Consider the following 22,467-nt stretch of genomic DNA (forward strand, 5'->3'; position numbering starts at 1 on the left):
TCATCTTGACCATTTGGGCAGTACCTCATCCTCCGTAGGTGGCAACTTCACGTCGGCTGGCCCACCAGTTGCCGACGATCACCAGTACCATTACCGCGGCGCCGGCGATCTCCACCATCAGGCTGGGATAGAAGACGCCGACGATCGCCGGCAGCAGCAGCAGCCGCATCGGCCACGCCATGCGCGTGAACAGGTAACCTTCCAGTGCCGCGGCGAACGCCCCCAGCGCCAGCAGGCCGGTGAAGCCCGTCCACACCAGCAAGGGCACAGGGCCACCGATGATGATCTCGGGGTTGTAGACCATGAACAGCGGGATCAGGTACAGGCCCTTGGCGAACTTCCACGCCTGGAAGCCGGTTTCCATGGGCTTGGCCCCGGCAATCGCCGCCCCGGCAAACCCGGCGAGGGCTATCGGTGGCGTCACGTTGGAGTCCTGGGAGTACCAGAACACCACCAGGTGGGCGATCAACAACGGCACGCCGAACTCTGCCGTCAGCGCCGGACCGACCAGCACGATCAACACGATGTAGCTGGCCGTGACCGGCAGCCCCATGCCCAGCACCAGGCTCGCCAGCAGCACCATGACCAGCGCCAGCAACAGGTTGCCACCTGAGAAGGCCATCATCATCGCCGAGAACTTGAGGCCAAGGCCGGTCAACCCGACCACACCGACGATGATCCCTGCCACGGCGCAGGCCATGGAGACGGCGACGGCATTGCGGGCACCCAGCTCCAGCGCTTCAAACAGCTTGCAAAGGCCATTGCGCACCGCAAGCTGAAGGCGGTCGGCGGTCACCGGCTCGCCCTGCCCAGGTGCCACGAACAGGAACCACACGGCAAAGCGCAGCACGGCCACTGCCAGCATGGTCAGCACCGCATAGAAGCCCACGCGCATGGGCGACATGTTCATCACCAGCAGCCACACCAGCACCGCCAGCGGCAAAAGGAAATGCCATCCGGCACGCATCACCTCACGCATCTGCGGCAACTCACTGCGCGCCATGCCCTGCATGCCTTGCTTGAGGGCGATGATATGCACGAACAGGTAGACGGTGGAGAAATACATGATCGCCGGCAGGATGCTGACCTTGACCACCTCCAGGTACGGCATGCGGGTGTACTCGGCGATCAGAAAGGCGCCGGCACCCATCAGCGGCGGCATGATCTGGCCACCCGTTGACGCGGCCGCTTCGATACCCCCGGCCTGGTGCGGCTTGTACCCCAGGCGCTTCATCAAGGGGATGGTGAAGGCCCCGGTGGTCACCACGTTGGCAATGGCACTGCCGGAGATCGACCCCATGCCCGCCGAGGCGATGACCGCCGCCTTGGCCGGCCCGCCGCGCTGGCGGCCGGTGGCGGCATAGGCCATGTCGATAAAGAACTTGCCGGCCCCGGTAACCTCGAGAAACGCCCCGAACAGCACGAAGATGAAAATATAGGTGGCGGCGACCCCCAGCGGCAGGCCGAAGATGCCCTCCTGGCCCAGGTAGAGCTGCCCCACGACCCGATCGATGTTGTAGCCCCGGTGTTCGAGGATGCCGGGCAGGAATTGCCCCAGCCACGGCAACTCGCCCCTCGGCCCCGAAAAGGCGTAGAGGATCGCCAGCGCGCCGATGATGGTCATGCCCAGCCCCACCGCGCGGCGGCTGGCCTCGAGCACCGTCAGGGTGGCGATACAGCCCACCATGATGTCGGTCTGGCTCCAGAACCCGGCGCGGCTGATGATCTCGTCGAGAAACAGCACCAGGTAGCCACCAGTGATCAGCGCGCCGGCAAGGAACACGGCATCAATACTCCAGCTAATCAGGCCACGGCGGCGCTTTGGTCCGAGCAGCGGAAACATCAGGAAAGCCAGCGTCATGATCAGCATCAAGTGGATGCTGCGCTGATAGAAAAGTCCCAGGGGCTGAATACCCGCAGAGTAGAGCTGGAACAGCGACAATCCCACCGCCACCAGAGTGATCGCCCAGAGTACCGGACGGGCATGATTCGCCTGGCTGCCGGGGATGATGGGTGAGGTTCCCGAATCAGTCATCGTGGTTCTCTCGAAGGGGGGTATCGGGCAGCATCAGGCGAATCGTCACCGCCTGGTCGGCAGCCAGGCCACTCAGGCTCACGCGCGAATCCTCGAACACCAGGCGGTGATCGACATCCACTGACCCAACGCGCAACCGGTAGGCATTGCCCGGCACCGCTTCATTGATATTCTCGATCCAGTAGCCACCCTCGCCATCAGACACCTGGGTACCACGCCCGGGAATGTGGTCGAGGCCGGCGGCGAAATCCGGCAAATGGCTGCGCACCAGCACCATGCGTCCATCGCGATGCCTGTAGCAATCCAGCACCGGAAAACCCGCGACCGAGTGGTTCCACTCCAGGCACCAGCCATGGCCTTCGGGCATCGACACATCGACAAGACGCTGCTCGCCTGAATCGACCACGATCAGCCGTGCGTCGTCATCCTGGGCATGCGCAAGCGAGTGGCCGAGGGTGGCTTGCGTGGCCACACAAAACAGCAGGGCGGGCAGCAAGGCCCGCCCTGTGTAAAGGCGCGTGGATCGCATCATCGATCAAGGACGCTGATGGTCGGCCAACTCAGCACCCACTTCCTCGTAATAGCGCAGCGCGCCCGGGTGAAAGGCAATCGGTGTGGAATCGACACTGAAGTCAACGGTAGTGTCGTTGGCCGCGGGGTGGATGGCGATCAGCTCATCGGTCTGCTCGAACAGCAACTTGGTGACCTGATAAGCCATCTCCTCATCCATCTCGCTGCTCACCACCAGCACGTTGGGAATGCTGATGGTCTGCACGCCCTCGTCCATTCCCTCGTAGAGGCCGGCGCGCAGTTCATAGGCGGCAAACACTGGTTCTACCTCACGGGCATTATCGATTTCCTCATCGCTCAAGCCAATCAGGCGAATATCGCGTGTCGTGGCCAGGTTGAGGATCGAACTGGTAGGCGGCCCCACGCTCCAGAAGCCAGCATCGATGTCACCATCGCGGATGGCATCGGCGGTTTCGTTGAAGTTCAAGCGGCGCGGCTCGAAATCATCGTAACTGATACCGTTCGCTTCAAGCAGCGCGCGGGCGTTGAGCTCGGTGCCGCTGCCCGGCGCACCGACCGAGACAGTCTTGCCTTCGAGGTCAGACAAGGACTCGATGTCGGAATCTGCAAGGGTCACCAACTGCACGGCATTGGGATAGATAGAGGCCAGTGCGCGGAGATTGTCGAGTTGACGATCCTCGAAGTCGCCGGTGCCGTTATAGGCCTGATAGACGGTATCGGCAAGCGCCAGGGCGATGTCGGAATCGCCACGCCACACAAGCCCCATGTTTTCGACGGAAGCCCCGGTGACCTCGGCCACCGCACTGGTGCCGTCGATATTATTGTTGATCAGCTCGGCGAGCCCGCCGCCGTAGGGGTAATAGGTCCCGCCGGTGCCACCGGTGGCAATGGAAATCTGCTGGGCCGCGGCCATTGGGGCCGCAACCATCAAGGTGGTGGCCAAGGCGTACTTCAGCTTGTTCATGTGCGTCCTCCGGTATGAAACCGATCATTATGTGATTGTCATGGCGCACGGGCTGTGTTGCCCATCTGGTACACGCCTGCATTCAAGCTAGCACGCCTCAAGCGTGAGAGACCACGACGCCTATTTCTACGTTATCCGGATGTGCATCGATCCCTCCATTTCCGCTTCCCCGATCCCCGGCGATCATCGCACCAATGGGGCTTTGGCAAGCGAAATACCCACTTGCAAGAAGCGCCTGGCATGAGCCCATTCCATGCCACCAAAGGATCATCGAATCCATACTGGCAAAAACCTCCACTAGCCTCCATGATGTGTCTGTCGCCATCGCCCACTGGAGCATCATGAGCACTGCACGTCGTACCACCACTGCGGAACTCCTCGACCCCCCGCGAAGCAGCCCTGACCTCGATGTCAGGGACTTGGAAACACGTTCACGCCTCATGCGTATCGTGACTCGGCTGATTGCCGTGTCAGAGCTTGGCAGCAGAGAGATCGCCCGCCGAGCAGGCCTTCCGGCACAAAAGGTCAGTGACCTGCTGTGCGGCAAGCTCGAGCATCTATCGCTCGACGAGCTGAAACAGCTCTACCACACTATTGATCCACCGATGACGTCTCACTAGAGCTCGTCTTGTAGTTCACCCAGATAGTTCACACCGAATAGTTCTCACCAAACACTGCGCCCCTGCCGGTCATCCGGCAGGGGCGCTTCTCTTTGGCTCGGGGGCCTTCCCGCGAGGCATTGGTGCGGTATTTCCCTATCGATTCCTCATCGCCGGCAGCCCCACCCCGGTGGACTGGAAGCCGCCATCGGCAGCCACCACCTGGCCGGTCACGTAAGACGCCTTGGTGGAGCACAAGAAAACGATCACTTCGGCAATCTCGCGCTCCGAGCCGTAGCGGTTGAGCGGAATGGCGTCATGGTAGGCAGCGCGGATCTCGGCGGTGTGCACGGCCAGGGCCAGCTTGGTATCCACCGGGCCTGGGGCCACGCAATTGGCGCGGATGCCATGCTCGCCAAGCTCAGCAGCCTGCTGCTGGGTCAGGTGGATGATGGCCGCCTTGGAGGTACCGTAGGCGACCCGCAGGGTACTGGCGCGCAACCCGGAGATCGAAGCGATGTTGACGATGGCCCCACGGGCGGCCTTGAGCAGCGGCAGCATCGCCTGGGAAGTCAGGAAGACACCGTCGAGGTTGGTCGCCATCACCTCTCGCCAGGTGGCGTAGTCGGTCTCTTCCAGGGGCCGAAAATCGGCCACGCCGGCGTTGTTGACCAAGGCATCGACCCGGCCATGGCGCTGCGTCAGCTCGCGAGCCAGTTCGGTCACCTGGTCGGGCTCGGAGATGTCGCAGACCAGTGGCTCGGTGCCGGAAAGCGCGGAAGACACCCTCTCCAGCTCGGGCGCGTCGCGGTCGACCATCACCACCGTGAAGCCCTGTTCGAGGAAGAGTTGCGTGGTCGAAAGGCCAATGCCACGGGCAGCCCCCGTCACCACGGCGACAGGGGAAGCGCTGGGGGGAGAACTCGTCATCAGTGGCTCCTTTTCCGACAAGGTAAGTCGGTCAAAATACGTCGGGCGAAATCAGACAGTCGAATCAAGACAGTCGAACCAGGACGCTTGAATCAGTTCAGCGCGTTCACCAGCATCAGCGAAAGCGCGGGGAAAGCGGCAATGATCGCCAAACCCACCAGGCAGATCAGCAAGAATGGCAGAGCGCCCTTTGCCACCTGCTCGATGGAGAGCTGGGTCACGTTGGCCGCCACGTAGAGGTTGATCCCCACTGGCGGCGTGATCAGCCCGATAGAGAGGTTGACCATCAGCAGCACGCCGAACCACACCGGATCCCAGCCCATTTCGTGGACCACCGGCAGGAAGATCGGCAGCGAAATGAACATCACGGTGACGGCATCCATGAACATCCCCACCAGCAACAGGATCAGCATGATCACCAGCAGGATCACCCATTCGTTGTCGCTCATGCCCAGCAGCAGGCCCGAGTAAGTGCCTACCAGGTCATCCACGGTGACCACCCAGCCGAACAGGCTGGCATAGGCCACCACCAGCATCACCACCGCCGAGGACGACGCGGCGTCGCCAAGCGCTTCGTAGAGCTTGGACACGCTCAGCGTGCGATAGGCAAGGGCACCGACACACAGGGCGTAGACGGTGGCCACCAGCGCCGCCTCGGTGGGCGTGAAGATGCCGGAGTAGATGCCGCCGAGGATCACCACCGGGGTCATCAGGCCCCAGAAGGACTCGCGGAAGGTCAGCCACAACCGCCGCCGGTAGGGAAGCTCGGCATGGGGGCTAAGGCCCATGGCCCTGACGCTGGGGGAATCCCCCTGGCCAGCCTCCACCGGGTGACGCGACACCCGCCCCAGCGGCAGGGTCACCACCATGATCAACCCCATCAGGATGCCGGGCAGGATCGCGGCGAGAAACAGCTTGGAGATCGAGGTTTCGGCGATCACCCCGTAGATCACCAGGCCGATCGAGGGCGGGATCACGATCGACAGCGCCGCCCCGGTACATACCAGGCCCGCCGCATAGGCGCGGCGATAGCCGTCCTCTTCCATGCCCTTGATGATCATCGGCCCGATCGCCGCCACCGAGGCGGGTCCCGAACCACTGACCGCCCCCCAGAACAGGCAGACCACGGTGCCTACCACGCCCATGCCACCCGGCAGGCCACCGACCAGCACGCGGAAGAAGCGGATCATGCGCTCGGCGATACCCAGCGAGCCCATTAGGGTGCCCGCCAGGATGAAGAAAGGGATGGCCAGCAGCGAGAACTTGGTGATGCCGGTAGCGATCAGGTCACCGGCCATGTCAAGGCCAAAGCCCATGTGCCACATGGCGTAGACCGCGGAGAGCCCCAGTGAAAAGGCCACCGGCACGCGCAAAAGCATCAGCAGGAAGAACACCAGGACCATCTGGGTGCCAGGGGTGAAGCCGGCGACGAACTCAAACATCGGGAATGGCCCTCTCCACGGCACGCCCCTTGCGAGCCTCCTCCACCAGACGCTGCAGGTAGCGGACGATGATCAGCGCAAAGCCGAATGGCACGGCCACTTGGTAGTACCAGGCAGGCAGGCCGAGCCCGTATGAGCGCATGCCGGAGTTCAGCTGGTTCATCAACACCTCGAGGGAAAAGTAGGCCGACAGGGCCAGCAAGAGGATCGACAGCGCCCCGGAGATGACGAACACCACCCAGCGCAAGGCCTTTGGCAGTACGTCATAAAGGAGGGTGACCGCCAGATGTTCACCGCGGCGGGCGGCGATGGCGGCGCCGAAGACGGTCAGGATCAAAAAGCCGTTGGTCAGCAACTCCTCGGTGGCCGCCAAGGAATAATTGGTGCCATAGCGAACCACCACGTTGGCGAAGCCCAGCAGCGTCATGCCGAGGAACAGCGCCGCGCAGACGATCTTCTCGGCTTCTCGCAATAGAAATTTCATTGGTGACGCCCACTTTAGACGGTTACCGAAGGATGCAGGTACGAGAACTGCTGCGGGGGCGAGGCTATTCCAGCTAACGTCGCCTCGGGGCTAACCTGGGGCAGGCCGGCGCTGAGGCGCTGTGAACCCCTCCCTGGGCGCTACCGATTCCTTCCCTGGAATCGGACCTCCGCTTCGACCTGCCCCCGGCGCCCCTCGGTATATCCAGGCTGAGGCTGCCCTGGATACACAGGGGCAAGCGATCACTCGCCGCTGGCGTCGATCGCCTCCTGGAAGGCCGCGACGATCTCCGGACCCACCTGCTCGGCCCACTCATCGAAGGCCGGCTGGGTCGCCTCGCGGAAGGCAGCGATCTCCTCCTCGGAGAGCTCGGCGATCTCCATACCCTGCTCGCGCAGGAAGTCGAGCCCCTCAGCGGTGCTCTCGCGCGTGATCTCCACCTGGTAGGCCATGGCCTCCTCGGCCGCCTCACGGATCGCCGCCTGGGTATCGGCGTCGTAACCGTCCCACTTCTCCTTGGAGATACCCAGGAAGATCGGGTCGTAGGAGTAGTGCCAGGCGGTCAGGTAGTCCTGCACCTCATAGACCTGCTGGGGAATGATCACCGCGCCGATCGGGTTCTCCTGGGCATCCACCACACCCTGCTGCAGAGCCGTCATGGTCTCGGTCCACTGCATCTGCTGAGGGTTGGCGCCGAGTGCATTCATCACGTCGACGTACATGGGCCCCGCCACCCGCACGTTGAGCCCTTGCATGTCCTCGGGGGTGCGAATGGGGCCTACGCTGTTGGTCAGCTCGCGAAAACCGTTCTCGCCCCAGGCCAGCACCATGATGCCCTTATCCTCGAGAATCGCTTCCAGCAACTCGACCGGCTCACCCTGGGTGGTGGCGTCTACCTGATCGTAATTGGCATACAGGTAAGGCAGTGAGAAGACCGCCATCTCCGGCACCAGCGGCGTCACGTTGATCGCCGAGGTGACCAGCAGATCCAGGGAGCCACGCCCCACCATCTCGGCCTGGCGCATCTGGTCGCCTCCCGAGAGCTGGGCGTTGGGGAAGACACGCACGCTGTGCTCGCCGCCGGTCTTTTCCGACACCAGCTCGGCGAAGCGCTCGGCGCCCTGATGCCAGGTGGTGGAATCACCGGTGTTGTGGGACAGGCGCAGTTGCTCGGCCGAAGCGGTTCCCGCGGTCATTGCCGCAGCGACGGCGGCGGTGAGGGCCAGCTTGCGAATATCGAGTCTTTTCATTGTGTTCTACTCCTTGAGTGGCGCGCTCGTGGATCGAGTCTTTTATTATCGCGGCAGATCATGACTCCACATAGTGGACCATGCTCCTGCCAAGGCAACAGGTGAAACTTGCCAAAGCGTCCCTTGAAAGTCAAACTCCGGCTTAAACCCACACTATCACGGCATCAACTCTCAGAGACCAATGGTCCATATTACGAAACACCATCAACCAGATGCCAACGCCATCAAGACGTCGGGGGCACAGAGCGTCGATCGCGCCCTGGTATTGCTGAGCCTGGTAGGCCGCCATGCCGGCGACGGCATGGCGCTCTCCGAGCTGACGGCGGCAAGCGGACTCAACAAGCCGACCGTGCGACGCCTGATGCTGGCGCTGATCAACGGCGGCATGGTCGATCAGTGTAGACGCACCCTGCGTTATCGGCCGGGCCCGGAAGCCTACCTGCTTGGCCTGCGAGCGGCGGAGCACCACGGCCTGATCAGAACCGCCACCCGCCAGGTGGCTCACCTGGCCAGGGTCACCGAGGATGCCGCCTGTCTCTCCGTGCGGCGTGGCCTTCATTCGCTGTGCCTGCATCGCGAGGACGGCCCCTACCCGATCCGCACCCACGCCTTGATGCCAGGCGCCTATCACCCGCTGGGCGTCGGTGCCGGCTCATTGGCCATGCTGGCGGCACTGCCGGACAACGAGGTCGAGGAGATCCTGGCGGCGAACCACGCGACGCTTGACGCCGATTTTCCCCTGCTCCCCCCGCAGCGGCTCCGCGAACTGGTCGCCGAGACCCGCCGGCAAGGCCACGCCCTGAATCCCGGGCTGGTGTTCCGCGATTCCTGGGGGCTGGGGGTCGCCCTGCAGTGGCCCGACGGCAGCCTGGCAGGCGCCCTGTCGCTGGCCGCCATCGAGAGCCGCATGCAGGAACCACGGTGCAGCCAGGAGCTGCTGCCGCTGCTCAAGCAGCAGGCTCGGGAGATCGAGGCCCAGCTCGCCCGCGACTACGCTGCACACGCTTGATGCGCAGCGTCATTACGGCCAGCCAACCGAGAAGCCCGGGGATAGGCCGTAAAGGAGGTCCGATTCCAGGGAAGGAATCGGTAGCGTCCAGGGAGGGATTCACAGCGCCTCCTTGCAGGCCTATCCCCGGGAAAGATCCGAACCGGACATGAAGAACTCCACCCCAAGCAGGACCTGAGCCAGCACGACAAGACAGCCAGACAGGCGAACAACAGACTGAAGGAGTGACGCACATGACACAGGCACAGATCGTCGGTTGGGCGCACAGCCCTTTCGGCAAACTCCCGGAACCCGACACCCAAACCCTGATGCAGGGCGTGACCGAGGAGGCCCTGATCCATGCCGGGCTCAGCCCGGAGGATATCGATGGCCTCTTCGTGGGCGTCTACAACAACGGCTTCTCGCGCCAGGATTTCCAGGCCGCCCTGGTGGGCATGGGTAACGAGCGCTTCGCCCACACCCCCGCCACCCGCTACGAAAACGCCTGCGCCACTGGCAGTGCCGCGCTGCATGGGGCGCTGGACTTCATCGAGTCGGGCCGTGGCCGCATCGCCCTGGTGATCGGTGCCGAGAAGATGAGCGCCACCCCCACGGCGGAGGTGGGCGACATCCTGCTCAGCGCCAGCTATCACCGCGAAGAGGCCGACATCCAGGGAGGCTTCGCCGGCCTGTTCGGCAACATCGCCGAGCGCTACTTCCAGCGCTATGGCGACCGCTCCCGGGAGCTTGCCATGATCGCCGCCAAGAACCACGCCAATGGCGTCGCCAACCCCTGGGCGCAGATGCGCAAGGACATCGGAGTCGACTTCTGCGACACCGTCTCCGAGCGCAATCCCATCGTCTCGGGGCCGCTGCGTCGCACTGACTGCTCGTTGATCTCCGACGGTGCTGCCGCCCTGGTGGTGGCCGACGCCGAGACAGCCGCTCAGCTCAAGCGCGCCATCGGCTTTCGCGCCCGCACCCAGGCCAACGATCTCATGGCACTGTCGCGCCGCGACGTACTGGAGTTCCGCGGCGCCGCCCTCGCCTGGCGCCAGGCGTTCGAGGCTTCCGGCCTCGGTCTCGACGACCTCTCGCTGGTCGAGACCCACGACTGCTTCACCATCGCCGAGATGCTCGAGTACGAGGCCATGGGGCTCGCCGCCCCGGGCGAAGGCCATAAGGTGATCAGCGAGGGCATCACTCACAAGGACGGCAGGCTGCCGGTCAATGCCTCGGGTGGTCTCAAGTCAAAGGGCCACCCCATCGGCGCCACCGGGGTTTCCATGCACGTCATGGCGGCCATGCAGTTGATGGGCGAGGCCGAGGGCATGCAGATCCCCGATGCCCGGCTGGCCGGTGTGTTCAACATGGGCGGCGCCGCCGTGACCAACTATGTGTCGATCCTGGAGCGTATCAAATGAGCCGCATGGACCTGGCCAATGGCATGACGCCGGTTTCCACTCGGGTGATGAACCTCTCCCACCTGCTCACCGAGAGCGCCCGGCGCCATCCTGACGAGATCGGCTTCGTATGGGGCGAGCGCAGCTGGCGCTGGGCCGAGATGGAGGCCCGCGCCGAGGCTTTCGCTCACGCCCTGGTGGAAGAATTCGACGTACGCAAGGGCGACCGCCTGCTGGTGCAATCCGCCAACTGCCATCAGATGTTCGAAGCGATGTTCGCCTGCTGGCGAGTCGGCGCCGTGTGGGTGCCGGCCAACTATCGCCAGTCTCCCGAGGACATCGCCTGGCTTGCCGAATCCTCCGGGGCACGGGGGCTGCTGTGCGGTGCCGCCTTCACCGAACACGCCGCGGCTTGCAGCGCTCAGGTGGATTTCAGCGTGGCCATTGGTGAAAGCGATTCCGCCCCCGACTATGAGACACTGGTGGCCCGCCATGCAGGCAAGCGCCTGCCGGCTGTCGCGGTGCAGCGCGACGACCCGGCCTGGTTCTTCTTCACCTCCGGTACCACCGGGCGGCCCAAGGCCGCCGTGTTGACCCACGGCCAACTGGCCTTCGTGGTCACCAACCACCTGTGCGACCTGATGCCCGGCACCGGCCCCGAAGACGCCTCCATCGTCGTGGCGCCACTCTCGCACGGCGCCGGCATCCACCAGCTCGCCCAGGTGGCCCATGGCGTCAAGACGATCCTGCCCGGCGGCGAGAAGTTCGACCCCGCCGAGATCTGGGCGCTGGTGCAAAAGTGGCGCGTCACCAATGTCTTCACCGTGCCGACCATCGTCAAGATGCTCGTCGAACACGACAGCGTGCACACTTACGACCACACCTCGCTGCGCTACGTCATCTACGCCGGCGCCCCCATGTACCGGGCCGACCAGGTCAAGGCACTCGAGACGCTCGGCCCGGTGCTGGTGCAGTACTTCGGGCTTGGCGAGGTCACCGGCAACATCACGGTGCTGCCGCCGGCCTTCCACCATGCCGACGACGCACGCATGAAGATCGGCACCTGCGGCTTCGCGCGCACCGGCATGCAGGTGCAGATCCAGGACAGCGAGGGCCGCGAGGTCGCCCCGGGCGAGACCGGCGAGATCGCGGTGATCGGGCCGGCCATGTTCGCCGGCTACCATGCCAACCCCGAGGCCAACCGCAAGAGTTTCCGCGATGGCTGGTTCCTCACCGGCGACCTGGGCCATATGGACGAGCAGGGTTTCGTCTATCTCACCGGCCGTTCATCGGACATGTACATCTCCGGTGGCTCCAACATCTATCCCCGCGAGATCGAGGAGAAGCTGCTCACCCACCCGAAGATCTCCGAGGTGGCGGTGCTGGGTGTGCCCGACCCGGTGTGGGGCGAGGTGGGGCTTGCCGTCTGTGTGCCTTACCCCGGAGAAAGCCCCGACCCCAAGGCTCTGGCCGACTGGCTCGATGGCAAGCTGGCCCGCTACAAGCTGCCACGCCACTTCGTGTTCTGGGAGGAGATGCCCAAGTCCGCCTACGGCAAGATCACCAAGAAGCTGATCCGCGAGACGCTCATCGAACGTGGGGAACTCGAGGAGGCGACATGACCCAGGATGCCCGACATGCCGGGACGATGCGCAGCATCGTGCATCCGGGGCCGCGGGCCGAACCACGCCACCAGGCAGTACCCTGCCGGGTGGCACGGCGCCGTGTCGTGCTGCGTGGTGGCCAGACGCTTCACGACGCTGTGATCGCCGCCCTGGAGGAGAACGACGTGACCGCCGCCTATCTCGAGCTCGCGAACACCACGCTTTCGACGCTGCGCTACGTCATCCCGGGGCACGATGCCAGCGGCGAGCACGCCGCCTGGTACAGCGCCACCCACGAACTCACGCCTCCGGCACGGCTGCTGCGCGCCGGTTTGCATGTCGGCCGCCGTGACGGGGCGCCCTTCCTGCACTGCCATGGTCTCTGGGAAGGCGCCGACGGCGCCCAGGCCATGGGCCACCTGCTGCCCACCGAATCACGGCTGGCGGAGGATAGCGAGGCAAGCTGCCTGGTCGTGGAGGATGCCTTGCTTGAGGTCGCCCCCGACGCCGAGACCCGCTTCTCACTGTTCGCACCGCGCGGCGAGGGCCCTGCGTCGGCGAGCAGCAACGCCTTGCTGTTCACGCTCAAGCCCAACCAGGACCTCACCGAGGCCGTGGAAGCACTCGCCGAGCGCCACGGGCTCATTGACGCTCGTCTATCGGGGTTGGGCAGCCTTGTCGGCACCACCTTCACCCAGGGTGAGGTCATTGAAAGCCACGCCACCGAGGTGCTGATACTGGAGGGCCGCCTGGAAGACGGCAAAGCCCACATAGAGCTTGCCTCGGTGGGCATCGACGGCCAGCATCGCAAAGGGCAGCTGGTCCCCGGCGGCAACGCCGTGTGCGTTACCGCCGAGTTGCTGCTTCATCAATAAATGCGAATAAGTGCGACACCCTTCATGACACCCTCCATAATGCCGCACTGCACCACCTTGGCGCCTTATTCCGGCAGGTCGGTCACCGCTCCCGTGGAGGCGGAACTCACCGACCTGGCGTACTTGGCCAGCACCCCGCGGGTGTAGCGCGGCTCGGGCTGCCGCCAGGCCGCCCGTCGACGCATCAGCTCGTCGTCCGTCAGCGCCACATCGATGGTATCGGCCTCGGCATCGATGGTGATCACATCGCCATCCTCGACCAGCGCCAGCGGCCCGCCATCGAACGCTTCGGGCGAGACATGCCCCACCACGAAGCCGTGGCTGCCGCCGGAAAAGCGCCCGTCGGTGATCAATGCCACATCGCTGCCAAGTCCTCTGCCCATGATCGCCGAGGTGGGGGTGAGCATCTCGCGCATGCCCGGCCCACCCTTGGGCCCTTCGTAGCGAATCACCACTACGTCGCCGGCCACCACGGTGCCGTCATTGATCCGCGCCTGGGCTTCCTCCTCGGAGCTGAACACCCGGGCACTGCCGGAGAAGCGGGTGCCCTCCTTGCCGGTGATCTTGGCCACCGCGCCTTCAGGGGCCAGGTTGCCGTACAGCATGCGCAGGTGGCTCTCTGCCTTCACCGGCGCCGACAGCGGCGCGATGATCTGCTGGCCCTCGTCATAGGGCGCGACATCGGCCAGGTTTTCGGCCAGGGTGTTGCCGGTCACCGTCAGGCAGTCGCCGTGCAGCAGGCCCGCATCGAGCAGCATCTTCATCAGTGGCTGGATACCGCCGATCGCCACCAGCTCGCTCATCATGAAGCGCCCGCTGGGGCGCAGGTCGGCCAGCACCGGCACCTTGCGGCCCAGGCGCGTGAAATCATCCAGGGAGAGCTCAACGCCAATGGTGCTGGCCATGGCGATCAGGTGCAGTACCGCATTGGTCGAGCCGCCCAGCGCAATCACCACGCTGATGGCGTTCTCGAAGGCCGCGCGGGTCATGATGTCGGAAGGCTTGATATCACGTTCGAGCAGCTTCAGCACCGCCGCACCGGCGGCCGCGCTGTCGTCGCCCTTCTCGCCGGATACCGCATTCTGCGCCGAGCTGCCCGGCAGGCTCATGCCCAGTGCCTCGATGGCCGAGGCCATGGTGTTGGCGGTGTACATGCCGCCGCACGAACCGGGCCCGGGAATCGCCGTTTCCTCGATCTGCTTGAGTTCGATCAGGTCGAGGTCACCGCGGCTGTGGGCGCCCATCGCCTCGAACACCGAGACGATATCGGTGTGCCCGGCGCCAGGCAGGATGGTGCCGCCGTAGACGAACACGCTCGGGCGGTCGAGACGCGCCAGACCCATCAGGCAGCCCGGCATGTTCTTGTCACAACCGCCAATCGCCACCAGGCCATCGAAACCCTCGCAACCGGCCACCGTCTCGATGGAGTCGGCGATCACCTCGCGCGACACCAGCGAGTACTTCATGCCTTCGGTGCCGTTGGCGATGCCATCGGAAATGGTGATGGTATTGAACACCACGCCCTTGCCACCAGCCGCATCGGCTCCCTCGCAGGCGCGCTCGGCCAGCCCACCGATATGGCTGTTGCATGGCGTCACCATGCTCCAGGTGGAGGCAATACCGATTTGCGGCTTGGTAAAGTCCTCGTCGGTGAAGCCCACGGCACGCAGCATGGCACGGCTTGCCGACTTGCCGGGGCCATCCACCACCGGGGCGGAATGGCGGCGGCGCGCATCGTTGGGGGTATCGCTCATGACACTCGTCTCCTGGGGGTCAGTTGATGATCCCTAGAGTGACCGTCACGGCGCCGGCTGGCAACCGCCCACCTTCCACCGAGGCCCGACTGGCACCTGCCGTCAAGCCCCCTCGAAGCGAGGCGCACGCTTCTCGAAAAAGGCGGCCGCCCCCTCGCGGTGGTCTCGACTCTGGATGGTCATGTTCTGTAGACGGGCTTCCAGGTCGATGGTCCCCGGCAGATCGAGGCGCATGGCCTGATACAACGCCTGCTTGACGGCGCGCTGGGCCAGCGGCGCGCCATTGGCCAGCCGCTCGGCCCACTCGCAGGTGACGTGGATGAGCTGATCGTCGGGCACCTGGCGATTGGCCAGGCCCCACTCCACGCAACGCTTCGCGGACAGCTTGTCGGCGAACACGATGGATTCGAAGGCCCGCTTGTAGCCCAGGGTGTTGACCAGGTGCCAGGTGGCGCCGCCATCCGGCAACAGGGCGATGGCAGCGAAGGCCTGATAGATATAGGCTGATTCAGCCATCAGCATCAGATCACAGGTCATCGCCAGTGCCGCCCCGATGCCCGCCGCCGCGCCGTGCACCGAGGCGATGTAGACCTTCTCGGAGCTGGCGATCCGTGTCAGGAAGGGTTTGTATTCGGCCTTGATCTGCTCTTCGATGGTGGCGTAACCCGCCATTACATCATGCAGGTCGGCACCCGCGGAGAACCCCCGCCCGGCGCCGCGGATCACCACGACGCGCACCTCATCGTCGGCTTCGACCCGCTCGATGGCCGCCAGCAGCTCGAGACGCATGGCCTGATCGAAGGCATTGAGCGCCCCGGGCCGGTCCAGTTCGATCGTCGCCACGCCGCTGGTCACGCTGAGATTGATGGTCTGCATAGTAGTCACCTTCCAATGAGGGTTACGCCAGCGCGCCCGATTGGCGCAGTTCATTGATGCGCTGTTGGCTGATGCCGCAGGCCAACAGCACCGATTCGGTATCCTCGCCACTCGCCCGGGCACCGAAGGCCACCTGAGACGGCGTGCGGCTGAAGCGCGGCGCCGGGGCCGGTTGCGACATCCCATCCACGTCGATGTAGGTATCGCGCGCCACCAGATGCGGGTGCCGGCGCGCTTCCTGGTAGTCAAGCACCGGGGCAACGCAGGCATCGCTGCCTTCGAGCAGAGCGCACCACTCGTCCCGAGTGCGCGTCAAGAACACCGCCGCCAGCTGCATCTTGAGCGCCGGCCAGCGTGCCGGTTGCTGCTGTCCGGCAAAGATATCAGGGTCGAGCCCCGCCTTGTCGACCAGCAGCTGATAGAACTGCGGCTCGATGGCGCCGACCGACACGTACTTGCCGTCGAGGGTCTCGTAGCAACCATAGAAATGCGCACCACCATCCAGCAAGTTGCGGCCTCGCTCCGGCGACCAATGCCCCATGGCCGCCAGGGAATCGATGAACCCCATCAAGGTGGCCGTGCCATCGGTAATGGCCGCATCGACCACCTGGCCCTTGCCGGATCGGCGTGCCTCCAGCAACGCGGCGAGAATGCCGACCACCGCGAACAAGGCGCCTCCACCGAAATCGCCCACCAGGTTCAAGGGCGCCACGGGCGGCTTGCCAGGCGTGCCAATGGCATGCAGGGCGCCGGTCAACGCGATGTAATTGATGTCATGACCGGCGACCTGTGCCAGCGGACCGGTCTGTCCCCAGCCCGTCATGCGCGCATAGACCAGCCGTGGATTGATCCCCAAGCAGGTTTCCGGACCGACACCCAAACGCTCGGTGACGCCCGGACGAAAGCCTTCCAGCAGCACGTCGGCCTGGGCGATCAACTCCAGCAGCACGCAAATGCCTTCCTCGCTCTTGAGGTTCAAGGCGATGGAATGCTTGCCTCGCCGGCTGCACTCCGGCAACCGTCGCCCCTGCGGGTCCGAGGCTCGCTCCACCGAGATCACTTCAGCACCCATATCGGCCAGTTGCATGCCGGCGAAGGGCCCGGGGCCTATACCGGCGAGCTCGATGACCTTGATTCCTGACAAGGGGCCTGTGCCCATGGTCGTGTCTCCGCGGTAATGGGCGAAGGGCCTGCATGCCCAACGCTCAGCAATAAAAAGGAGCCAGCCGCCGCTGGCTCAAGCACCGTCTTCATCTGGCGGGATTGCCCGCTCGTGTTCAGCGCGGCTGCATGCGAATGCCGCCGTCGATGCGGATGCATTCCCCGTTGGTGTAGTCATTCTCGACAATGTATTGCGCCAGGTGGGCCACCTCACCCGGCTGGCCAAGACGCTGCGGATTGAGCACGCTGGCCGACAGCGAGCTGATCGCGGATTCCGGCAGCGCGTCGAAAAGTGGGGTGTGGATCAATCCAGGGACGATGGTATTGACACGAATGCCAAGGCTTGCGAGATCACGGGCGATCGGCAGCGTCATCCCGACGATGCCAGCCTTGGAAGCGCTGTAGGCGGCTTGACCGACCTGGCCCTCGTAGGCCGCGATTGAGGCGGTGTTGATGATCACGCCACGGCCACCATGCTCGTCGAGCGGCTTGTTGGCAGCCATGGCCAGCGCCGCCAGGCGCAACACGTTGAAGGTGCCGATCAAATTGATGTCGATGACCTTGCGAAAGTCGCCAAGCGGGAAGGCGCCTTCCTTGCCCACGGTCTTGGCGGCGCTGGCGATGCCGGCAAAATTGCAGCAGATATGCAGCGCACCAAACGTCGCCACAGTGTCATCCACCGCTCGCTTGACCATCGCCTCGTCGGTGACATCCACCTGGCGGTAGGCAACGTTGCCGCCCAACTCCTCGATCAGCGCCTGGCCACGCGCCTCATTGAGGTCGAATACCATGACCCGCCCCCCCTGGGCGACAAAGCGCCGAACCGTGGCCTCTCCAAGGCCGGATACACCACCGGTGACGATGGCTACGCTACCATTGAGTTGCATGCCTCGAATCTCCTGGTCAGTCGAGCAAGGATGGGTAATCGTCGGCGAAGATCTCGCGGGCGATGATCAGTTTCATGATTTCCGAGCTACCGGCGAGAATGCGTGCCACACGACCGTCGACGAACATGCGGCAGATCGGGGACTCCATCATGTAGCCGGTGCCGCCATGCAGTTGCACGCCGAGGTCGAGCATCCGCCACAGCGCTTCGCTGGACAGCAATTTGGCACGTGCCGCGCGTGCGCTGCTGAGCTGGCCTTCGTTGAGCCAGGTGGCGCACTGGTCGACGTAGACCTGCGCCATGTCGAGCTCGGCTTCGATCGCCGCCATCTGGAACTGCGTGTTCTGCTGAGCCGACAGCGGCTTGCCGAAGACACGCCGCTCCATGACAAACGTGCGGGTGATGTCGAAGGCCTTCCGAGCCATGCCCACGTTCTGGAACGCGGCGAGCAGCCGCTCCTCGGCAAGGCCATGCATCAGGTAATGGAAGCCCTTGCTGGGGTCGCCCAGCACGTTGGCCTTGGGCACCTTGACGTCATGGAAGAACAGCTCGGCGGTGTCCTGGGCCGCGAGGCCCATCTTGTCGAGCTTTTTTCCGCGCTCGAAGCCCGGCATGCCGCGCTCGACCACCATCAGCGCCATGGCATGAGGGTTGTTTTCCGGGTCGGTCTTGGCGGCCACCACCACCAGGTCAGCCAGCAGTCCATTGGAGATGTAAGTCTTGGCGCCGTTGAGCAGGTAATGGTCGCCCATGTCGCGGGCGTGGGTGCGCATGCCGGCGAGGTCACTGCCGGCATCCGGCTCGGTCATGGCCACGGCGAGAATCGTCTCGCCGGACACGCAGCCGGGCAGCCAGCGTTGCTTCTGCTCGGCATTGCCGAAGGTATCGAGATAGGGCCCGACCAGCCGGCTATGCAAGGGGGCGAAGAATTCGAACACATCGGCCCGCGCTATCTCCTCGATGATCACCTGCTCGAAGCGGATGTCCCGGTCGCCCATCCCGCCATAGCATTCGTCGGGCCAGACCATCAGAAAGCCCTGCTCTCCGGCCTTGCGGTAGACCTCGCGGTCGACCACCCCCTGCTCGCGGAAGCGCGCCATGTGTGGCACCACCTCAGCGGCGAGAAAGCGGCGATACGCCTGGCGAAACATCGTCTGCTCTTCGGTAAACGCTCTCATCGTAAGGCTCCCCGTGATCGGCTGGCTGGCAAGGAAGACGGCATCACCGCAAGCTCTCGCCAGCGGCGGCTTTCTCGCGCACGATGGCGGGGGCGGCGAAGCGCTCGCCATAGCGCTTGGCAAGCTCCTCACAGCGCGCCACGAAGGCCGCCGGACCCTTTTTGCCGGCATGCGAACAGGTATTCACGAACTGGATGAAGCCACCGGTGTGCACCGGCGCGCCGATGCCCAGGATCGAGCCGACATTGCCGTCGGCCACGCTGCCCAGCACCCCCTCCTGCAGGCACTTCAGCGTCTCGACGACCTGGCGGTACACCAGGCGGTCCTTGATATCGTCAGCGGCGAGGGTGAGCGTTGGCTGGTGATACATCTCGTAGAGATTCGGCCATATGGTCTTGCCGCCATCCTCGCGGTACTCGTAGAAACCACCACCGTGATAGCGGCCACCGCGATCGAACACCCCGACCATGGTGTCGATCACCTCGCGCATCACCCGCTGCTCGCCATGCTTGTCCTGAACGCCCATGGCCTTCCAGGTGGCCTGGGCCTTGCGCGTCAATTCCAGGCTGACTTCGTCATGCACGGCCAGTGGCCCCACCGGCATGCCCACCGCCTTGCCGAGGCTGTCGATCAACACCGGATCGACACCTTCGTGAAGCAGGCGCACGCCTTCGTCGAGATAGGTACCGAAGGTGCGTGACGTAAAGAAGCCCAGCGAGTCATTGACGACAATCGGCGTCTTGCGGATCTGGAGGGTGTAGTCGAACGCCTTGGCGAGCGTCTCGTCGCTGGTCTGCTCGCCACAGATGATCTCGACCAGCGGCATCTTGTCGACCGGCGAGAAAAAGTGGATACCGATGAAGTTCTCGGGCTTGCGGCTGGCCTCGGCCAGTTGCGTGATCGGCAACGACGAGGTATTGGACCCCCACACCACGTCCTCGGCCAGATGCGGCTCGGTGGCAGCAAGCAGGCGATTCTTGAGCTCGATGTCCTCGAATACCGCCTCGATGATCAGATCGCACCCGGCAAGGTCGGCATCATCGGCGGTGGTCGTGATGCGTGACAGCAGGTCGGCCTTCTTCGCCTCGCTGGCACGGCCACGTTCGATCTGCTTGTCGAGCAGGCGTGCCGAATAGGCCTTGCCACGCTCGGCGGCGTCCACCGAGATATCCTTGAGCACCACCTCGATGCCCGCGGCGGCACTTACGTAGGCGATACCCTGGCCCATCATGCCCGCCCCCAGCACGCCGACCCGCTCGACGTTGCGCTTTGCCACGCCGGCCGGGCGGCTGGCGCCACCTTTGACCTTGTTCATCTGGAAGAAGAAGGTCGAGATCATGTTCTTCGCTTCAGGCGTGGTGACCAGCCTGGTCAACCCTCGGCTCTCGATGCGCAGCGCGGTATCGACGTCCAGGCGCGCCGCTTCCAACGCGCAATCCAGAATCATCTCGGGCGCGGGCAGCAAGCCGCGTGTCTTCTTCTGCAGCATCGGCGCGGCCATCGTGACCAGTTGCGCCAGCGCCGGGGTGCCCGCCTTGCCGCCGGGCAGCTTGAACCCCTTGCGGTCCCAGGGCTGCTGCGCGGCGGTGTCATTGCCGCGCTGCTCGAGAATCCAGGAGCGCGCTCGCTCCAGCAGCACCTCGCGGCTTTCGACCAGCTCATCGACCAAGCCATCGGCCAGCGCCTTGGCCGGGGCAACCCGCTTGCCTTCCAGCAGGTAGGGAAGCGCGGCCTCGAGCCCCAGCAGGTTGACCAGGCGAACGATGCCGCCAGCGCCCGGCAGCAGGCCAAGCCCCACTTCGGGCAGGCCGATCTGGACTGACGTGTCGTCCCAGGCGATGCGCCGGTTGCAGGCCAGGCAGAGCTCGAAGCCGCCACCCAGCGCCGCGCCATTGATCGCGGCCACCACCGGCACCGGCAACCGCTCGAGACGCCGGAAATCACTCTTGATGGCCTCGGACAACGCCATGAAGGTGGCTTCTTCCCCGGGCTGGACCGCCAGCAGCTCGTTAAGGTCGCCACCGGCGAAGAACACCTTCTTGGCCGAGGCGAACACCACCCCGGCAAGACCTTCCTCGCCTTCCAGCCGCTCCAGCGTCTCGCGCATGGCGTCGCGGTATTCCTGGTTCATGGCATTGACCGGGCCGGTCTGATCCATGGTGATGGTGACGATGCCGTCGGCATCCTTCTGATATGCAAAGACACTCATGAGGCTTTCCTTGAAACGGATGGATCGGTCAGACGCGCTCGATGATCGTGGAGATACCCATGCCACCGCCGACGCACAACGACAGCATCCCGCGCTTGAGGCCACGCCGTTCCAGCTCGTCGAGCATGATGCTGACCAACATGCCGCCGGTGGCGCCCAGCGGGTGCCCCATGGCGATCGAGCCACCGTTGACGTTGGTCACCGAGGCATCGATGCCCAGGTCCTTCATGTAGCGCAGGGCCACCGAGGCAAAGGCCTCGTTGATCTCCCAGAGGTAGATATCGTCGGGCGTCAGGCCAGCGGTCTTCAGACACTTGAGGGCGGCGGGGCCGGGGCCCGCAAGCATGATCACCGGGTCGGTGGCCAGCACCGCTGTTGCCACCACACGGCCGCGTGGCGCAAGGCCGAGGTCGCGTCCGGCCTGCTCGGTGCCGATCAGCACGGCACTGGCGCCATCGACGATGCCGGAAGAGTTTCCCGGGGTGTGCACGTGCTCGATACGCTCGACCTCGGGATAGTGGCGCAGCGCCACGTCGTCGAAGCCAAACTGGCCCATGGTGGTGAAAGAGGGCTTGAGCGCGGCCAGGCCTTGCAGGGTGGTAGCCGGCTTGATGAAGTCGTCACGCTCGAGAATCAACAGCCCATTGCGGTCAAGGACCGGCAGCACCGAACGGTCGAAATAGCCGTTGTCGCGGGCATTGGCGGCACGCAGCTGTGACTGCAGGGCGAAGGCATCGACATCCTCGCGGGAGTAGCCGTCGATGGTGGCGATCAGGTCGGCGCCGATGCCCTGGGGTACGAAGCCGGTTTTCATCGAAAAACCGGGATCTCCCCCCATGGCGCCACCGTTGGAGCCCATCGGCACCCGCGACATGCACTCGATGCCGCCGGCCACTACCAGTTGGTCCCATCCCGAGGCGACCTTCTGGGCGGCGGTATTGACGGCCTCGAGGCCCGAGGCGCAAAAGCGGTCGAGCTGGACGCCGGCAACCGACTGGTCCCATTCGGCGTTCTGCACGATCATCTTGGTGACATCGCTGCCCTGCTCACTGACCGGCGTGACACAACCGAACACCACGTCGTCGACATAGGCGGTATCGAGATCGAGCCGTTGCTGCAGCCCCCTGAGCAGTCCGGCGCCCAGGTCGACTGGCTTCACTTCATGGAGGGTGCCGTCGATCTTGCCCTTGCTGCGGGGAGTGCGTACCGCCTCATAGATAAATGCCTGATTGCTCATGCCCAACTCCCGAACCATTAGACGTTGTTACAAAATAAACAAGATGCGCCTATTGTTTCGG

At 64.4% G+C, this 22,467-nt stretch carries 19 protein-coding genes; 5 read left to right on the forward strand and 14 right to left on the reverse strand.

What is annotated here, in order from left to right; all coding sequences use genetic code 11:
* Positions 1-25: 25 nt before the first annotated feature.
* The 3 genes from C6V82_RS11250 to C6V82_RS11260 are packed head-to-tail and all read right to left on the reverse strand — an operon-like array spanning position 26 to position 3,530.
* Complete coding sequence (locus tag C6V82_RS11250) at positions 26-2,035, reverse strand: TRAP transporter permease (protein ID WP_102587099.1); 2,010 nt, start codon at positions 2,033-2,035, stop codon at positions 26-28.
* Complete coding sequence (locus C6V82_RS11255) at positions 2,028-2,531, reverse strand: DUF1850 domain-containing protein (protein ID WP_373297599.1); 504 nt, start codon at positions 2,529-2,531, stop codon at positions 2,028-2,030. The genes C6V82_RS11250 and C6V82_RS11255 overlap by 8 nt, the downstream gene beginning before the upstream one ends.
* 39 nt (positions 2,532-2,570) lie before the next feature.
* Positions 2,571-3,530 (reverse strand): TAXI family TRAP transporter solute-binding subunit, encoded by a 960-nt coding sequence (locus C6V82_RS11260; RefSeq protein WP_102587100.1) that lies wholly within the window; start codon positions 3,528-3,530, stop codon positions 2,571-2,573.
* A gap of 341 nt (positions 3,531-3,871) precedes the next feature.
* Here C6V82_RS11260 and C6V82_RS11270 point away from each other — a divergent pair, with 341 nt between their 5' ends.
* Positions 3,872-4,150, forward strand: coding sequence for an XRE family transcriptional regulator (locus tag C6V82_RS11270; protein WP_102587102.1), 279 nt, complete (start codon positions 3,872-3,874; stop codon positions 4,148-4,150).
* Positions 4,151-4,285: 135 nt separating this feature from the next.
* Here C6V82_RS11270 and C6V82_RS11275 read toward each other — a convergent pair whose 3' ends face one another.
* The 4 genes from C6V82_RS11275 to C6V82_RS11290 all read right to left on the reverse strand — a co-directional run bounded on the left by C6V82_RS11275 (position 4,286) and on the right by C6V82_RS11290 (position 8,235).
* The gene (locus tag C6V82_RS11275; RefSeq protein ID WP_102587103.1) at positions 4,286-5,059 is read right to left on the reverse strand and encodes an SDR family NAD(P)-dependent oxidoreductase; all 774 of its coding nucleotides are present in this window, start codon (positions 5,057-5,059) and stop codon (positions 4,286-4,288) included.
* 92 nt (positions 5,060-5,151) lie between these two features.
* Positions 5,152-6,501: a TRAP transporter large permease gene (locus tag C6V82_RS11280; RefSeq protein ID WP_102587104.1), complete on the reverse strand. Its 1,350-nt coding sequence runs from the start codon at positions 6,499-6,501 to the stop codon at positions 5,152-5,154.
* Positions 6,494-6,985: a TRAP transporter small permease gene (locus C6V82_RS11285; RefSeq protein WP_102587105.1), complete on the reverse strand. Its 492-nt coding sequence runs from the start codon at positions 6,983-6,985 to the stop codon at positions 6,494-6,496. Before C6V82_RS11285 ends, C6V82_RS11280 begins: the two co-directional genes overlap by 8 nt.
* A gap of 242 nt (positions 6,986-7,227) precedes the next feature.
* Complete coding sequence (locus tag C6V82_RS11290) at positions 7,228-8,235, reverse strand: DctP family TRAP transporter solute-binding subunit (RefSeq protein ID WP_102587106.1); 1,008 nt, start codon at positions 8,233-8,235, stop codon at positions 7,228-7,230.
* Positions 8,236-8,416: 181 nt separating this feature from the next.
* On the opposite strand from C6V82_RS11290, the gene C6V82_RS11295 reads away from it, so the two are divergent.
* From C6V82_RS11295 to C6V82_RS11310, 4 genes are all read left to right on the forward strand, one after another.
* Entirely contained in the window at positions 8,417-9,244 is an 828-nt protein-coding gene (locus C6V82_RS11295) for an IclR family transcriptional regulator (RefSeq protein WP_102587107.1), read from the forward strand.
* Positions 9,245-9,477: 233 nt separating this feature from the next.
* Positions 9,478-10,647, forward strand: a complete 1,170-nt coding sequence (locus C6V82_RS11300) for an acetyl-CoA acetyltransferase (protein ID WP_102587108.1) — start codon at positions 9,478-9,480, stop codon at positions 10,645-10,647.
* Positions 10,644-12,248 (forward strand): acyl-CoA synthetase, encoded by a 1,605-nt coding sequence (locus C6V82_RS11305; RefSeq protein WP_219724477.1) that lies wholly within the window; start codon positions 10,644-10,646, stop codon positions 12,246-12,248. Before C6V82_RS11300 ends, C6V82_RS11305 begins: the two co-directional genes overlap by 4 nt.
* Positions 12,245-13,105 (forward strand): PCC domain-containing protein, encoded by an 861-nt coding sequence (locus C6V82_RS11310; protein WP_102587109.1) that lies wholly within the window; start codon positions 12,245-12,247, stop codon positions 13,103-13,105. Before C6V82_RS11305 ends, C6V82_RS11310 begins: the two co-directional genes overlap by 4 nt.
* Before the next feature lie 65 nt (positions 13,106-13,170).
* On the opposite strand, the gene ilvD is transcribed toward C6V82_RS11310, so the two are convergent.
* From ilvD to C6V82_RS11345, 7 genes are all read right to left on the reverse strand, one after another.
* Positions 13,171-14,859, reverse strand: a complete 1,689-nt coding sequence (ilvD, locus tag C6V82_RS11315) for a dihydroxy-acid dehydratase (RefSeq protein ID WP_102587110.1) — start codon at positions 14,857-14,859, stop codon at positions 13,171-13,173.
* A gap of 102 nt (positions 14,860-14,961) precedes the next feature.
* A complete protein-coding gene (locus C6V82_RS11320) occupies positions 14,962-15,735 on the reverse strand; it encodes an enoyl-CoA hydratase/isomerase family protein (protein ID WP_102587111.1) in 774 nt (257 codons plus the stop codon).
* Positions 15,736-15,757: 22 nt separating this feature from the next.
* Positions 15,758-16,894, reverse strand: a complete 1,137-nt coding sequence (locus C6V82_RS11325) for a CaiB/BaiF CoA transferase family protein (RefSeq protein ID WP_102587112.1) — start codon at positions 16,892-16,894, stop codon at positions 15,758-15,760.
* A gap of 118 nt (positions 16,895-17,012) precedes the next feature.
* A complete protein-coding gene (locus C6V82_RS11330; RefSeq protein ID WP_102587113.1) occupies positions 17,013-17,783 on the reverse strand; it encodes an SDR family NAD(P)-dependent oxidoreductase in 771 nt (256 codons plus the stop codon).
* Positions 17,784-17,799: 16 nt separating this feature from the next.
* Positions 17,800-18,960, reverse strand: a complete 1,161-nt coding sequence (locus C6V82_RS11335) for an acyl-CoA dehydrogenase family protein (RefSeq protein ID WP_102587114.1) — start codon at positions 18,958-18,960, stop codon at positions 17,800-17,802.
* Between the two features lie 43 nt (positions 18,961-19,003).
* Positions 19,004-21,169 (reverse strand): 3-hydroxyacyl-CoA dehydrogenase NAD-binding domain-containing protein, encoded by a 2,166-nt coding sequence (locus C6V82_RS11340; RefSeq protein ID WP_102587115.1) that lies wholly within the window; start codon positions 21,167-21,169, stop codon positions 19,004-19,006.
* Between the two features lie 28 nt (positions 21,170-21,197).
* Positions 21,198-22,406, reverse strand: coding sequence for an acetyl-CoA C-acetyltransferase (locus tag C6V82_RS11345; RefSeq protein WP_102587116.1), 1,209 nt, complete (start codon positions 22,404-22,406; stop codon positions 21,198-21,200).
* Positions 22,407-22,467 lie beyond the last annotated feature (61 nt).

This window comes from Halomonas urumqiensis, assembly GCF_003028575.1.
In the GTDB taxonomy this organism is placed as follows: Bacteria; Pseudomonadota; Gammaproteobacteria; order Pseudomonadales; family Halomonadaceae; genus Halomonas; species Halomonas urumqiensis.